At 57.6% G+C, this 13,421-nt stretch carries 12 protein-coding genes; 5 read left to right on the top strand and 7 right to left on the bottom strand.

All coding sequences use genetic code 11. The features are described 5' to 3' along the window. Positions 1-1,016: 1,016 nt before the first annotated feature. Positions 1,017-1,946 carry a DUF2971 domain-containing protein gene (locus QCE64_RS02150; protein ID WP_310002533.1) on the bottom strand — a complete coding sequence of 310 codons (930 nt, stop codon included), beginning with the start codon at positions 1,944-1,946 and terminating at the stop codon, positions 1,017-1,019. A 310-nt stretch (positions 1,947-2,256) separates the two neighbouring features. Between QCE64_RS02150 and QCE64_RS02145 the strand changes: the two genes are divergently transcribed. Beyond that, complete coding sequence (locus tag QCE64_RS02145) at positions 2,257-2,568, top strand: hypothetical protein (RefSeq protein WP_310002532.1); 312 nt, start codon at positions 2,257-2,259, stop codon at positions 2,566-2,568. Between the two features lie 524 nt (positions 2,569-3,092). On the opposite strand, the gene QCE64_RS02140 is transcribed toward QCE64_RS02145, so the two are convergent. The 5 genes from QCE64_RS02140 to QCE64_RS02120 form a co-directional block, all read right to left on the bottom strand. Next, positions 3,093-4,445 carry a HipA domain-containing protein gene (locus tag QCE64_RS02140; RefSeq protein ID WP_310002531.1) on the bottom strand — a complete coding sequence of 451 codons (1,353 nt, stop codon included), beginning with the start codon at positions 4,443-4,445 and terminating at the stop codon, positions 3,093-3,095. A 108-nt stretch (positions 4,446-4,553) separates the two neighbouring features. Then, entirely contained in the window at positions 4,554-5,342 is a 789-nt protein-coding gene (locus QCE64_RS02135; protein WP_310002530.1) for a hypothetical protein, read from the bottom strand. A 24-nt stretch (positions 5,343-5,366) separates the two neighbouring features. Next, a complete protein-coding gene (locus QCE64_RS02130) occupies positions 5,367-5,690 on the bottom strand; it encodes a helix-turn-helix transcriptional regulator (protein WP_310002529.1) in 324 nt (107 codons plus the stop codon). A 508-nt stretch (positions 5,691-6,198) separates the two neighbouring features. Further along, positions 6,199-6,630, bottom strand: coding sequence for a DUF6088 family protein (locus QCE64_RS02125; RefSeq protein ID WP_310004115.1), 432 nt, complete (start codon positions 6,628-6,630; stop codon positions 6,199-6,201). Between the two features lie 139 nt (positions 6,631-6,769). Further along, complete coding sequence (locus QCE64_RS02120) at positions 6,770-7,306, bottom strand: hypothetical protein (RefSeq protein WP_310002528.1); 537 nt, start codon at positions 7,304-7,306, stop codon at positions 6,770-6,772. A gap of 339 nt (positions 7,307-7,645) precedes the next feature. On the opposite strand from QCE64_RS02120, the gene QCE64_RS02115 reads away from it, so the two are divergent. Continuing rightward, entirely contained in the window at positions 7,646-7,948 is a 303-nt protein-coding gene (locus QCE64_RS02115) for a helix-turn-helix transcriptional regulator (protein WP_310002527.1), read from the top strand. A 689-nt stretch (positions 7,949-8,637) separates the two neighbouring features. After that, positions 8,638-10,629: a hypothetical protein gene (locus tag QCE64_RS02110; RefSeq protein ID WP_310002526.1), complete on the top strand. Its 1,992-nt coding sequence runs from the start codon at positions 8,638-8,640 to the stop codon at positions 10,627-10,629. Between the two features lie 565 nt (positions 10,630-11,194). Here the strand turns inward: QCE64_RS02110 and QCE64_RS02105 are convergent. Continuing rightward, the gene (locus tag QCE64_RS02105; protein WP_310002525.1) at positions 11,195-11,515 is read right to left on the bottom strand and encodes a hypothetical protein; all 321 of its coding nucleotides are present in this window, start codon (positions 11,513-11,515) and stop codon (positions 11,195-11,197) included. 321 nt (positions 11,516-11,836) lie between these two features. Between QCE64_RS02105 and QCE64_RS02100 the strand changes: the two genes are divergently transcribed. Next, positions 11,837-12,505, top strand: a complete 669-nt coding sequence (locus QCE64_RS02100) for a glycine zipper 2TM domain-containing protein (protein WP_309913951.1) — start codon at positions 11,837-11,839, stop codon at positions 12,503-12,505. A gap of 138 nt (positions 12,506-12,643) precedes the next feature. Further along, positions 12,644-13,123 (top strand): hypothetical protein, encoded by a 480-nt coding sequence (locus QCE64_RS02095; protein WP_309913948.1) that lies wholly within the window; start codon positions 12,644-12,646, stop codon positions 13,121-13,123. Positions 13,124-13,421: the final 298 nt, after the last annotated feature.

The raw sequence follows: 13,421 nt of genomic DNA, 5'->3' as shown, positions 1-13,421 counted from the left end.
CAGCTTCGATCCCGCCGCCTTCGATCTCGTGCTAACGAATCAGCGGCTCTCAGAGGTCAAGTTCTGATCGTCAAGACGGCCTCAGATTGACGCTTACGCGCGGCTGCCCGCTGGATGCCCAGCAACGTGAGTGCTCACTAGCACCCGGGACACTTGAGTCGGAGGAAGAGCCGTATCGCGTCAGCTACGCCGCCAACTGCCGCCAAACAACCGAGCTAGACTGTCAAAGCGCAGGCTCGGGTTGGTGGGATGGAGGCGAAAAGTATGTCTGGGAACCGGGAATCCTGTCACGGTTGAAGGAGACGCTGGAATGCTGTTCGTTTCCCGCGCTCATGTCGGGGAGCTCATTGGCGAGGGGAAGTCGGCGCGAATGCTGGCATGCTTACAAAGTCCGAAGTGCTCGAATACGAGTCGAAACAGCGGGCCGCAACAAAGGTCTTCCTTTCCGGCCAGACCGAGGATTACTGGTCACCTGATGGCGTGCCAACAAGCGGGCGCGAGCCGCGCAAAAGCTGATAGCCGCCCTCCATCCATTGTTCAGCCGTATAGAGCACTCCCTTACACGGCGGATGACCTCGCTACCTGTCAATGATAGCGCCGGGCACCCGCCCGACTCGGCCCGGCGCTACGCCAGTGGCACCTACTAGACCTTTTGTTAGCAGACGCCGCGAACGACGTCGAGCTCGTCTCGCGAGAGCTTGGCCTGCGAGAAGCGATGCGCGAACGCCTGCGACGGGAACTCGGCACGATGGCCTGCGTGCAAAGCGTCTCGGAATCAACGGGGACAGACGACTCAGCGACAAATACCGACGCGGTGGACGCAGAGTTGCGGATACGGGAGGCGGTGGGATTCTGGCAAAAGGGTGGCCGGAGGACTATCCGACCGGGGCGGTGGGTTATCCGGCCGGGACGGTGGGTTATCCGGCCGGGACGCCATCTTGCTCTCAAGTTAATTGCCCGACTGCGGTAACGGCCAGTAAGGCAAATTCTTGAGGCAGTTGAGAATCACAGCCCCACTAACCTAGCTTGCGCCCAGAAATCTGTCCACTCGCCGTCAGAGGGTCGAAATCCCACTCGTCAGCAGCGAAGTGCGAGGAATCGCGAACGCCAAAAGCACCGATTTCCCATCCATCCAGTTCGACACGACGGAGCTTAAATCCATCTGCACGAGCCATCACGCTGTAAAACTTCGGCTCGTCTTTGTAGTCCTCAAAGAGCTTGGCAATTGTCGTAACGATAGCTACATCGCATCGCAGCCCAAAATGAACGGCACGGAGTCGGAACGGCCGGTCGTCGACACCACTCTTTTGCGACACAGCGCGCCACTCCCGTTCATAGCGCCATTGAGGCGCCTTCGCGAAGAAGTACTGCTCGAAAATTTTGCGCTCAGCCGCTGCCGAGCGTTTCAACAGCCACTGGTGCAAGTCGCTGATGTGGATGAAACGGCTGGAACGATAATTGACCGGCCTGAGGTCTTTGCAGCGGTGGTCATCGGTCTCATATTCAATACAGATTCCCCGATGCTCATCGGCGTAATGACTCCACATGAGCGGATTGTCCCAGTTCGACGCCAAGGATAGAACACCAAAGTCGTTGAATCGCTCTTTCAGGTATGCGTTGATGTCCCGAACCAAATAGTTGAGATAGGTCGCGGTTCCATCTTCGTCGTCGTCATGCGTCCCGCCATTTTCCGTCGAATTGTATCGGTACGACTGCAGAGCTTGTGCTGCGCGGTCGCGAGCCATGCTCCGCAACATCACAGTTTTCCACAGACGCTCCACTTCGCGCCACTCCACATCGACGTGCACTTCAGGGTTGCAGTCAAACGGGTCGTTAAAGGTGGCGGGCTTCGCAAAGAAAACCTCCGCTTGACTGAACATGCGCAGGGTTGTCGTGTTGAATGCGCGGTACTTGTAAAGTTTGGTTGGAAGAGTTTTTGCGACCATAGATGGGCGTGAAGTTGAAAACGAGAACGTACCGGTTCAGGAGACGGTCTGCCCGACCGCCCGTCAGTTCGTATTGTGAAGCAGGTGTTCAACTTAGAGCGCGCGCATCTTCGCTCCCGTCTTTGCTTGATTTTTGCATCCATTTTACATAGCTGGTCTCACGCCAGCATAGGTCCGGTCTATCCGCGGCGCCCAGGTGAGCATAGTACCGAGCCTCGAGGGCAGCGCATTAAACGACTGCGCTACACGTCCGATGGAATCTCGCACGAAAAACTCGGACGCAGCTCGGCTGGTTGGCTGCAATGACCGCTTGCGCGCAGAAATCGCGGAGCTGTTGGCGGAGTTGCTGGCCGACATCGTTATTGATGTGGAGGTCGTCGCTCGGGAGTTGAACCTGCGGGATGCGATGCGTGAGCGACTGCGGAGGGCGCTCGACCGCCTTGATTGTGCGCAGGCTGTTTCCAGCTCAATGAGGGCAATGGCTGCGGGAATCGAGGAAGAAGAGGCCGTCCGGGAGGCGGCGCACACCGTGCAAATGCTCGCAGCGGAGTGGCCGGGAGACTATCCGGAGGAGGCAGCAGCCGAGTGGCGCTGCGCGGACCGAGAAATGAGAACGGCGTGAAACCGCTTCCCCCCGAAGCGTTCCTGACGACAAAACGACAAAAAACTTGACCGCAGGGAGGGGTCGAGACCCCTCCGGATTCGGAAAAATACGGCTAATATGGAGAAGCGTTCCTGCCTTTGCTGGCAAGCGTTGGCGGCTTTTTGACCCCCTGCTAGGAACGCTCCTGGACTGGCATCAGGAACGCTTTTATTGTCGGCGAACAAAAAGATTGGAGCAACGCTTGCCGCTCACGCCACCGTCACCGACTTCGCCAGATTTCGCGGGTTGTCCACTCAACCCGCGCGGAAGGGCAGCGAAAGAATCGATGTTCTAGGCTGCAAAGATGCCGGGCGTCGAGAACGACGAAAAAGGCGCGCCTATGCCGCCGTTGGTCGCCCGTTCGCGCAATTAGTCACTGCATCGTCCCCACGGCACTGCCCCGCTTAGCGAACCCGACGCTCGGCGCCTCAATCCAAAGCGTCAGCCAATACTTCTATGTACTCGCTCATTCGTCGCTGACCTTTGTCATAGACTTGGCGGCTCTAGGTCTTCAGCAAGGCGCGCCGCACGTCTTCGCTCGCTACGTCGTCGATGCTGCGAAATGCTGGTGCGATTGTCTGGATGTCCTTTCCGTCAACACCCGATGCGTCATAGTGGCGCCGCCAATCCTGTACGACACCCCAGACCTCCAAAATCGCTTCTGCAGCGTCTTGCTCGGACAGGCCAAACGCGAAATGTTCAGTTAGCGCATTATCTATCGTCGCGAGACGACCTTGCGCACCCACACCTAAATGAAGATATCGCTCACTGGAGACGCTGGGTCGCGGGACAACGTCGTATAGCGGACTCAGCCGCCACCCACAAATCATTTCGTCCCACGTGAAGCCGTGATTGCGGAGATGGTCGTCATCACACGTTGTGAATACGTTGAAAACCATCCTCCGGTACAACTCACGCATGTCGCTTCGGACGATGTCGGGATGGCAGTAGAGAAGCATCATCGCCGCCAAGTCGGAATACTTCACGTTTCGAGATTCAGACTCATCGCATCCGATGAGCGTGAGCGCGCTGATAAACGGTGTCCGGTGCTCTACCAGGTCTGCGCCTGGAAAGCTCGACATCCGCTCGACTTCATCGAGTCCCGCGGTTCCCGGAATTTTCCAAAATCGGTCAAATCGTCGGATAAGCATAACGTCGCGCTCGCCTACACGCACAGTAGTAACGTCAGGCACTCGGAGACCTGCTTTCGCTGCCATCCGCAGAGTTGCGCATTCAACAGCGGGTATTGCGAACCGGTCTCCCAGACTTGAGAATTTCGCGAGCCAGAGGACTCCTTCTTCGTCGCGAATAGACACTTTGGGTCGCGCACCGCCCAGACCGACGCCCTGTGCAAAGATGTCCCGCTGTTTGTCGGCGATGGGCGACCCTTGCTCTATGAGTCCTGCAGACTGAGCGAGATTCTCCAGATTCGACGAATCGTCACGTTGCTCTAACGGTGGGTCATCAAAAGTTCGTCGGACATCAATCATCCCCACACGGTCGCTGCTCGCATGCAGCATGTACTGCGACTCTCGAAGACCGTTTAGCGGTGCGTCAAGCTTGGCTTCAATTACGCGCCGTCCCCACGAGTCCGGTGTTGCATCGCGTAAAGCGCCGAAGTACGGCAATCCGTTTTTCGGTGCCAACAACGTATTCGGCGTGTAAGGCGGGCCTGAGATGAAGAGGTCGAGAGGGTCAAGCGATATGGAACGTTCGCCGCTGCTATAAGATTCGTTGAATTCGAACAGTGAGGTGCAGAGTTCATCGCGCTCTTCTCTTAGAATGAGTTGACCGCAACTCTCCCATTGGCCGTCGATATGTGCGAACACCGCTAGCTCAGAGTTGTTCGTGGTCATGTTGTCTTTCACCCCGTTATAGAGTTTTTTCTCTCAGCTCAGACGAGGTAAGCCTCCTCAGCCTTTCTGCCCTCTCGCCAGAGAGGTCTATTTCAGTCCAGCCACTGGTCACTTCTTCGTAGGCACCTCGCCAGTCGCCAAGTTTGCTTTACGATTCACCTTCGCAATCAGCGTGAACAGCGCGTCGGCGACATCGACTACAGTCGGCTGCTTCGTCGTCAACTTCATCTCGTGAGCGCTGTCAGCGCCATTGCTGGCGTACACCGTCATCCTGAGAAATTGCCCTTGCACGTGACATACAAATCCCGCCTCAGGCACAGTTCCACCTTGGCCAGCCATCGCGCGCTCGACAACTATGACTACTTCCCGCGGCGCCAGGGGAGCATCGACAGGTTGCGTATAGCCGGGTAAGCGAATTGCATTCAGCGCACGCCGCCACATGGGGCGGCGTGGGTCGATTGCCGCTACGCAGGTATAGATTGGCTTCGCACTTGATAGGTTCTCAACTGCGTTAGCGTCCCACACGACGACCGACGTACGAGAGAAACCTGCAGCCCATGCCTCTGCAAAAGCCCGAAGTTGTTTGTAGTCCCGGTCGTCATCCAGCATGTCCAGAGGAATCCGGTCCGCAAGCGCAGCGCATGGCTGCGTCAAGAAGTCCAGCCGCATTGCGGGCGAAGCCGGCGCGATAATCCTTGAGATTTTCCAGAGTCGGTCAAGGCGCAAACCGGAACTGCCGAGAATCGCTGGGAAGAGTTTCACCCCGTCCACGTCGACGGCAAAGATGCGACCATCAGCCACCATCACCGCCAGCTTCGTTTTGCTCACACCCAATTGTTTGCGAAGGACCTTCTCGGAAAGCAACGCGTCGACTCTCACCATATCCTGTTCGTCCATAGCTTCGAATTCGAGCGCTCTATCTCATTCATCGTCGCCAGAACTACTCGACTTCGACAATGTTCTCAGGTAGAGCTCCGCTGCGCTCGGTGCTGCGTAGTCTGGCTCGAGTCCGTTCGCTTCCAAGAACCGCCGCACTGCCGTTGAATGCTCGCTCGGCAGAAGCACCCACTCAGCGCGCAACCTGGTAGCGATTCTGTCTAGCGTTGCACCGCTGACATCATGCTCATCTGCCAGCAGCTCAGTCAGTTCGGGCAGCGTCATGCCCGCGAGGTGGCTGAAGGCTTCCATTGAGATGCCACGCTGGAAGAGAAGCTCCTTGATTTGCGGAAAGAATGACGTCGACATAGTTGCAGCTCATGAAAATATTGTCGGTGCGCAGAACTGAAAGCGGGTGCCTGTCGGCCGCTATACAGGCTCAAACTTCATTCGGTCTAGTCTTCCGCTAGCAATCGGGAAAGGACGCTACGCGACAGCGTTACAACATCATCACCTATCTTGAAGGAAACGCGTACTGGCGAGTTGGTGGCGTGGGGCGCCCGTATTAACGCGCTAAGGAGCTGATGCTCACACGACACGTCAATGATGCGCTTCGTTAATACGCTAACACTGGCACTTCCGTCTCCAGCAACTTCGTTGACCACAATGAAGAAGCGATTTGCAACAGAGTAGGGGCCGCGCGGCGACGGATGCGAAAGTGCATCCCGAGCACGGAGCCAGATTGACCCTGATTGTTGGGTACACAACCCATCGCAGACCACGTCGAAGCTCGGACCACTACCGTCTCCGAGATAGACTGCGACCGCAGTATGTATTTCAACCGAATCTGCGCCTCCGCCCGCACTCTTCGCCATCCTCAGTCCTCGGTCACGCCTGTCGTCCGTGTCAACTGCGCCGTTGGCTTCCTTGCATCTCGCTCATAGAGCAACCTCTTGCTTCCAACCTGTATCCGCCGGCTGATACGACGTTTCCCCGTATTCACAATCGGAAGCATAGGAATCTGAGTGCTCAGCCCTGCGTTGTATTCGGCTGCGAGACTTCCATGCGTTACTGCAATCCCGAGCTTCCGAAGAGTCTCGGCCGCAACCGTCTCAAACGAAGCGGCCGGCGTGCGCTTCGCAGTGAAGCGATTGACCTTGGTCTTCGTGTACACGCCAAGGCTGACCCGCACCAACACACCGCGACGCACGAGATTTGCGAGTACGCGCGTGAGTTGCGAGCGACTACCGAGCGCGTTCAGCTCTGAGCGCAGAACCACCACACCGCGGCGACGCGCGACTGACCGCATTACACGTGTCTCCAGTTTCACGTCGTCGCGTCGCTAGATGGCGAACGCTTCAATCGCCGCGCTCTTCAACCGACCGGTGTTCATCCTGGTCACGCTACACGAGTTCATACAACGAGACGACCACAGGTGAGCTTCAAAGTCATTGCGTATTCCTTCGTCGCATACGTGTCATCAAGTCGTCGACGACAGCGTGGTGTTGGATGCTGGATAGGTGCATCAATACAGCAAGACAAACTTCGCTTATCGATTGAGAAGGGTCAACACGCACGCCAGCAACGCGCAAGGTTCGCTGATTCGTCGCCACCGCTTCGCCGCTAATGCGCCCTTTCGCATCAACAGCGACCGTGAAGCGCCCGGCCGCGTCCTGCACTCGGTCGCACGCCCTCTCGACGAAACAGGTGACATGCATATCACGCTTCCGTTTTGAGGACGCTGGCGTTGGCGATGGCGTGAGCGGCGCATCGGCGTCCACACCACCAATCAACTCGGCGCTTTCGTAGCGCTGCAATGCGTGGTACGCGTCGGCCCATATGTCGCGCGAACCGCCATGGTGAATGCAAGGACCGAGCAGTTCTTGGAAGCAACTCATGTTGTAGCCGAACTGGCCGGAATACACGCCGATGACCAAGTCCTCGCGTTCTCGAAACTCAGCGTGGTCGACTACATAGACTGCCATTGCTACTGCTCCTATACATCTTTAAGCTGATTGACCATTCGCGGCTGGAATTCAAAGTTCGTGTGGCAGCCAATGTCCAGTGACCTGCGCAGCCCCGGAAAAGTGCAGTCCGGCTGACCATCTTCATCCCAGACTTCTGACGGTAGGAAGCCACGCAACATTCCAAGCCGCCCGCCGACAACGGTTGGTCATTGGAGGCCGCCAGCGTTGACCAGCGAACGGCTCAGGGGATACGCGACAGTCTAAAACGATAATCATGAACTGTATAGTGTTCCACTTTATAAAGTGGAAATTTAAATAGGGTAGATTCATCGCTGCCGATAGTGAATGCTCCTGTCGATGGATGAAATCACGACACCCGAGCAAACGGCTGCACGCCTTCGACTTGCGACCAATCTAAAATTGTTGCGCGGCAAGGTGGGCATGTCGCAAGAAGCCCTCGCCGCGAAGGCGGGCATGCACCGGAATCAGGTGGGTCTCATTGAGCGAGGCCTGGCTAACGTGACCTTGGACAACCTAGTGTCCCTTGCGAAGGCGCTCGGCGTTGAAGAGTCACTTCTGCTGACAGAACCGACGGAAGAACCGACGCCAATCAAGACCGGCCGGAGAAAGAAGGCTGTTGACACAACTTCTAAAACGTAGGCGGCAGTCAGCGGTCACCCGCCTCCGAATGCGGACGAACCATCATCCGTTATGACAACGTGGACCGCGATGGTAGTACCCGAGGGTGGTGTTGTACTAGACCGGCATATTTTCAGTCGATGATTTCCCCCCGCTTTAGGAATATCCGTTCGCTTTGCAGCACTCTATTCCGCAACGCTATCCCTGGGCATCGAAGCTACTGAGCCATCCAACGAATCTCACGAATTAGCTCACTCGACGGACCCGCCTCATTCGTTGAAACGGCTGTGCAGCGGCTTCCATCTAAAACGTAGTAACAATCGCCTCGCTATACGCTGGGAGAAGCGCGGACTTGTGCGTCGAAGTTGACGTCACGAGCTTCGTTTGTTTCTGCTCCGCGCAGGACACGCCAAGGTCATAACGGCAGTTGTCCCGCATTTTGCGAACCAAATCCGCATTACCTCCGCACGGTTCGACGTCGCGGCAGCCTGTTCCGCATCCTCCAACCACCGCCCTAGCTGTTCGCAAACCACGCCCCTGATAGGTAAGTCGCTACATGACGGCTCCGGACTATTGCTTTGCAGCGCTTCGCGCAAGCGCATTTAAGCGGCATCTCTATATAGCAAACCATCAACCACGCATCATCGGTCCCGCCAAAGACGTAACGGACGGCTGGGCATCTGCCTGGGGGGCAAATGTCTGGAGGTCCTATGGCTAGTTCACGTGAAATCAAGCACTTGGAATATCTTCGTTATCGTCTGCGTCTTTGCCATAACGAAGGCCCATCTCAATCTTGGCGGCTCGTCGGTGCCCTTGAAGACTCCTCGATGTCCATAACCTACAATGAAGTAATCGCCGCAAGAAAACGTGACCTCGTCACGCCTGCAGAAGTAGCCGTCTCAACCGCAACGCAGATTCTTCGTAACCACTTATCGACGCTGCACTCGTATTTGGCTTTTTCAGGAAAGACCGAAGACGCAAACGTCGGACGCGAATTTCTCACCGGATTCGACGAAGGGTTGCAGTCATACCTTGACTCCCTAGATGTCAAGGCGCGAACGAAAAGCGACCGACGCAGCCATCTTCGCGCTTGGCACAGCGTCGTTTGCTCATTGCGAAGCCCATCCGTCCGTATGCCAGTGGGCTCACCTACGGTCGAAAATCAAAGTCCGTTTCACAAACTGCTTCGACACACAATCGCATCGACAGGCTTGGCGGCAAAAACACTCGCCAGGCGCGCTGGTGCTTCGACGTCCGCCATCCAACGCTGGCTCAAGGGCGGCTACCCTGATAGACGGACATTTGCGTCTGTTCACAGAATAGAGGTCGAGTTGGGGCTGGAACGAGATGCACTACTGGCCCTAATTCCACCGAAAACCAGTCCCAACGCGCAGTCGTCCCACCAATCAATTCCCTTTCGCGAACGCCACCGCCTGAACACAAAGAAAAAATATCGCTTGTCATACGCTGACATGTCGGAGGAGTTTCTCCGAGAGTGGTTTGACTTCTTCGACTACAAGACATCGAAAAGTCCGCAGCTTGAGCGGTCCGACGAGGGTTCGTGGCGGGTGCTGCCGTTCGACAAGATTGGGCGCAACCTTTCGCCACATGCGCGTCGGGCAAACAGGGGCTGCCCCACTGCCGATATCGCCTTGAACCGTCTGCGCAGCTTCATCGGCTTCCTAACGCTTCCTATAGAATGCGGCGGGTTTGGCGTGCCCGCAGACGCGGCCCAATCGCTTGCATGGCTCGCCGTGCCGTCTGCAATTGAGGGCTACCTCGAATTCATGAGCGACCGTTCTGATGGAACGGTCCATGCCGGTCACGCGGGCTTTTGCGCATTGGGGGCAAGTTTGACGAATGCCAAAACCGGTTACCTAGTGCAGCAGCCGTCATTCGCGTCCCGAGTTCCGGCACACTACGCTAGGCGTTCGTGGGCTGACGCTTGTTCCGAAGCCTATCAGCTCTACAGGCGATGGGCACGCGACGCCAAAGAACAATCTCGTAAGCCTTACGAACCGATTCAAGGATTACTCAATCTGTCCGAACCGCTCGCGCCGTTGTTTCGTGCTGTCGAGGCTCTTGACGAGTTGGCTGCACAAGCCGCGCCGGCAAGCATCCAAGAAAGTGTGTACAAACGCGATGCATTACTGCTATCCGTACTGTTGGCTAATCCATTGAGAGCGCGCAACTGCATGCTCATGACTTGGCGCGAAAACGGTACCGGCTCACTCTATCAAAGGGAAGACGGGCAGTGGCGCTTGCGATTTGGTGCTCGAGATTTTAAGAATGACCGGCACGCCGCACAGACCGACTACGACGCGCCACTCCCACGCTCGATGAATCATCGTATCGAGGAATATCTTTGCGAGCACCGCCCGCGGCTTCTGAAGAGCAATCCGAGTGGCGCTTGGGTATTCCCGGGAAAGACTGGGAAGAAGTGGCAAAACCTGAACAAGCAAGTGGCACGTCGCACCCGTAAGCTCATCCCCGAAACGCCAGGCTTCGCGCCCCATGCTATTCGGCATCTCGTCGCAACGGATTGGCTGCGCAAGCACCCCGGCGACTACCTTACCGCGGCGGAGTTGCTGCACGACAAGCTCAGAACCGTCCTTGAGAACTATTCCCACCTGCGCCAGGATGATTCATTCAATCGTTACGAAGAGCATTTGAACGCTGTTGGAGCGGCAATGAAAAAATAACGCGCCTGCACGTCAACCGCGGAGAGGCATCGTCCCAGTCGGGATGCTACTTTCCCCAGGCACCTTGGCAAGACGGATGGCTTGGGGTGCCTCGGCACGGAAGCGAAACGAAACGAAAGACCTTTACCGGCTTCAAATCTCGCGAATCTCGCCGCGCCGTTCCGCGCAAACCCAAAAGGAAAAGGCCGATTCACTCGTTACTGGAAGGCGTTGAAACGACAGTCTGTTCCCGCAGAAGGCACTTGCTGACGTAACTGCTGTTGAAACCTCGCTCTTGAACTGTTACCCCGACCTGCTATCCTAACATCGTGTAGCAGCCGCAAAGCAAGGCGGAACAGGGTTCTGACAGCGAACGTCGCGAATCCCTGATTCGCCACCAGCTTCAAGAAAAAGCCGCTGTTCCGAAAGGAACAGCGGCTTTTTTGCGTTCCGGCTGCGGAGATCCTCTGGTAGGGCGCGTTGTGGCGTCCGTCTCAGGTGCCGGCAATTCCCGAAGACAGATTGCTACACGGCACCGCTACCCTTCCCGATAACACGTCCTGAACCACCCAAGCCGGTGCCCGCGCTATCTGTTCGGCTCGTTCTCCAGAGGTTCAAGCGTGCCGTCCGACGTCACTTCAAATGCATAGAGACTGCGCTGCGGCGTCTCGCCCAAGTTCACAAGCTCGCTAAGAATTTTCTCATCCCACCAGACCACGGTCCAAGCGGGCAGCGCCTGCTTGATAGCGCGCGCAATCGCGACTCCCTCCGCACTGAATTTGGTCCAGTCCAACCGGTTCCGACGCTCCTCCGGCGGATTGAAATCATCGTTGATGTTGTACCAGTCAGCCCACTGCTCAAGCCGCGCCTTCAGATCATCTGACACCGGAAGTTCTTCCGGATCCATGTGCATGCCATCGAATGCCATATGCCGTTCGACGTGTACTCCGGCATGACCCGGACGTAATCAGGGTTCTCGACAATCTCAAACTCGTCTTCTTCGTGCCTTGACATGTTTTGAAGCTCGGTGTCAGTCGTTCCAATTGGCGGACATCAATGCCGCGCTCGATTCTCGCACGCTGATACGAGCCAACGAATGACGGGCTCGCAAAGGTCCCACGACGTTTGCTTACAAATGTCACACCTCGTGCGTCCACCGCGCGCGCGGCATCGCGTTTATGGCAGACAGGCACCCGCGCTTCGCATGCCGACAACCGGAGTCACCGCCATGAACGCCCTTCCCCAGATCCAGTCCGACGTCCCGACGAAAGCGTCGCGCATTCATCCGCTGGTCGCGGCTGCGGCCGTGTCGGTGATCCTTGCGTGCGGCACCGGCATCGCGGCGATGACCGGGCTGCTGCCGTCGTCGAAAGCGACCGCGACCACCGTCACGGCCTCACCGCTCGTCGATGCGCAAGTTGCGGGAACCGCACCGTCGCAGCCAGCAAGCCAGAAGAACACCCCCCTGCCGCGCGCAGTACGCGGACATCACGTGAATCCCGCGCGCGCCGTCGAGCCGGTTCGCGAGACCGTCCAGCCTGCACAGAATCCCGTCCCCGCCTACGATCCCTACGCCGGCCAGGTGACCGCCGTCAACGCCGTGCAGACCGCGCAGCCGTCGACGGGCATCGGCGCGATCGGCGGCGCGGTGGTCGGCGGCCTCGCGGGCACGCAGATCGGCAATGGCCGCGGCCGCACGGCGGCGACGATTCTCGGCGCGATCGGCGGAGGCCTCGCGGGCAACCAGATCGAGCACGTCGTTCACAAGACGACCACCTATCAGGTGCAGGTCCGCATGAACGACGGCAATGTGCGCAGCTTCAACTACGACGCCGCGCCGGGCGTGGCCGTCGGCCAGAAGGTGCGCGTGTCGGGCGAGACCTTGACGCCCGCCTGAAACAAAAGACTCAACGCTTAAGACAAGCCTAATTTTCCGGTGCGAAGATGCATTCATGTCGAATGCATCCGCGCAACCCGCGTCCCGGCGTCGCGCAACGCGCCGGCCTACGCGAGAAACTCTATCGGGAGTGCTTCTGTGAAGAAGAAATCGACCAGCATGAAATCCGGCCGTCCGGCCATGTCGCCGTTGCTCCGCTCGCTGACGTACAGCCGCGCGGCGCGCGAGCCGATGATCGACGGCATGCTGTTGCAGTGTTACGCCGCACTCGATGCATTCGATCGCGGCCACGGCTCGCAGACGCTCTTCATGACGCTGTGCCGTCACCTTCTGGTTGCCGAGGAACTGTGTCAGCTGGGCCACGCAGCCGATTGCGCCGACGCCATCACGGTCGCACACGAAGCGCTCGTCGCACTCGATACGCATCACTCAGCCGAAGGCGCGTGGATCCTCGATGCCGACGCCCACGCTCAACTCTGCACGGCGCTCGCGCTCTTCGGTCAGCAACTGGAGGAAGCGACGCTCGAGCATATCGCGCAGGCGGAAGCCCGGATGGTCACGCAATCGCTGCTCGCCGCGAGCATGCGCTCGGGCCTCAAGCGCGCTCAACCTGCGTGATGGAAAAAGAACGGTGGCGTGTTCGCAACACATGACATCCGTACTTTCCCGGAAAACATGCAGCAACCGGAACAAATGTTTGCGACCGAACAGTCAGACGAATGAACGCTCACGATACTTGTCCTTAGCGCACGGGGGGAAGCAGTACGGCGCGCTGAGAGACCGAGAAACAGGATGGGCGGCACTCGAACGGTTCGTTGATGGAAGCAAAGCGCACAAGCCGGATCACAACACAACACGCGCATGCTTTTGACAACGGCCCTGTGAGTCGCAGGCAAACAAGCCGACGCTCCGACAA

This window comes from Caballeronia sp. LZ043, assembly GCF_031451075.1.
Lineage (GTDB): Bacteria > Pseudomonadota > Gammaproteobacteria > Burkholderiales > Burkholderiaceae > Caballeronia.
Note: the sequence above shows the minus strand (reverse complement) of the source record. Positions and strands in the feature narration are given on the sequence as shown.

Excerpts from the sequence above, each read along its gene's own strand:
- QCE64_RS02150 (WP_310002533.1), bottom strand. The coding sequence starts at position 1,946 with ATGGTCGCAAAAACTCTTCCAACCAAACTTTACAAGTACCGCGCATTC.
- QCE64_RS02140 (WP_310002531.1), bottom strand. The coding sequence starts at position 4,445 with ATGACCACGAACAACTCTGAGCTAGCGGTGTTCGCACATATCGACGGC.
- QCE64_RS02135 (WP_310002530.1), bottom strand. The coding sequence starts at position 5,342 with ATGGACGAACAGGATATGGTGAGAGTCGACGCGTTGCTTTCCGAGAAG.
- QCE64_RS02130 (WP_310002529.1), bottom strand. The coding sequence starts at position 5,690 with ATGTCGACGTCATTCTTTCCGCAAATCAAGGAGCTTCTCTTCCAGCGT.
- QCE64_RS02125 (WP_310004115.1), bottom strand. The coding sequence starts at position 6,630 with ATGCGGTCAGTCGCGCGTCGCCGCGGTGTGGTGGTTCTGCGCTCAGAG.
- QCE64_RS02120 (WP_310002528.1), bottom strand. The coding sequence starts at position 7,306 with ATGGCAGTCTATGTAGTCGACCACGCTGAGTTTCGAGAACGCGAGGAC.
- QCE64_RS02115 (WP_310002527.1), top strand. The coding sequence starts at position 7,646 with ATGGATGAAATCACGACACCCGAGCAAACGGCTGCACGCCTTCGACTT.
- QCE64_RS02110 (WP_310002526.1), top strand. The coding sequence starts at position 8,638 with ATGGCTAGTTCACGTGAAATCAAGCACTTGGAATATCTTCGTTATCGT.
- QCE64_RS02105 (WP_310002525.1), bottom strand. The coding sequence starts at position 11,515 with ATGGATCCGGAAGAACTTCCGGTGTCAGATGATCTGAAGGCGCGGCTT.
- QCE64_RS02100 (WP_309913951.1), top strand. The coding sequence starts at position 11,837 with ATGAACGCCCTTCCCCAGATCCAGTCCGACGTCCCGACGAAAGCGTCG.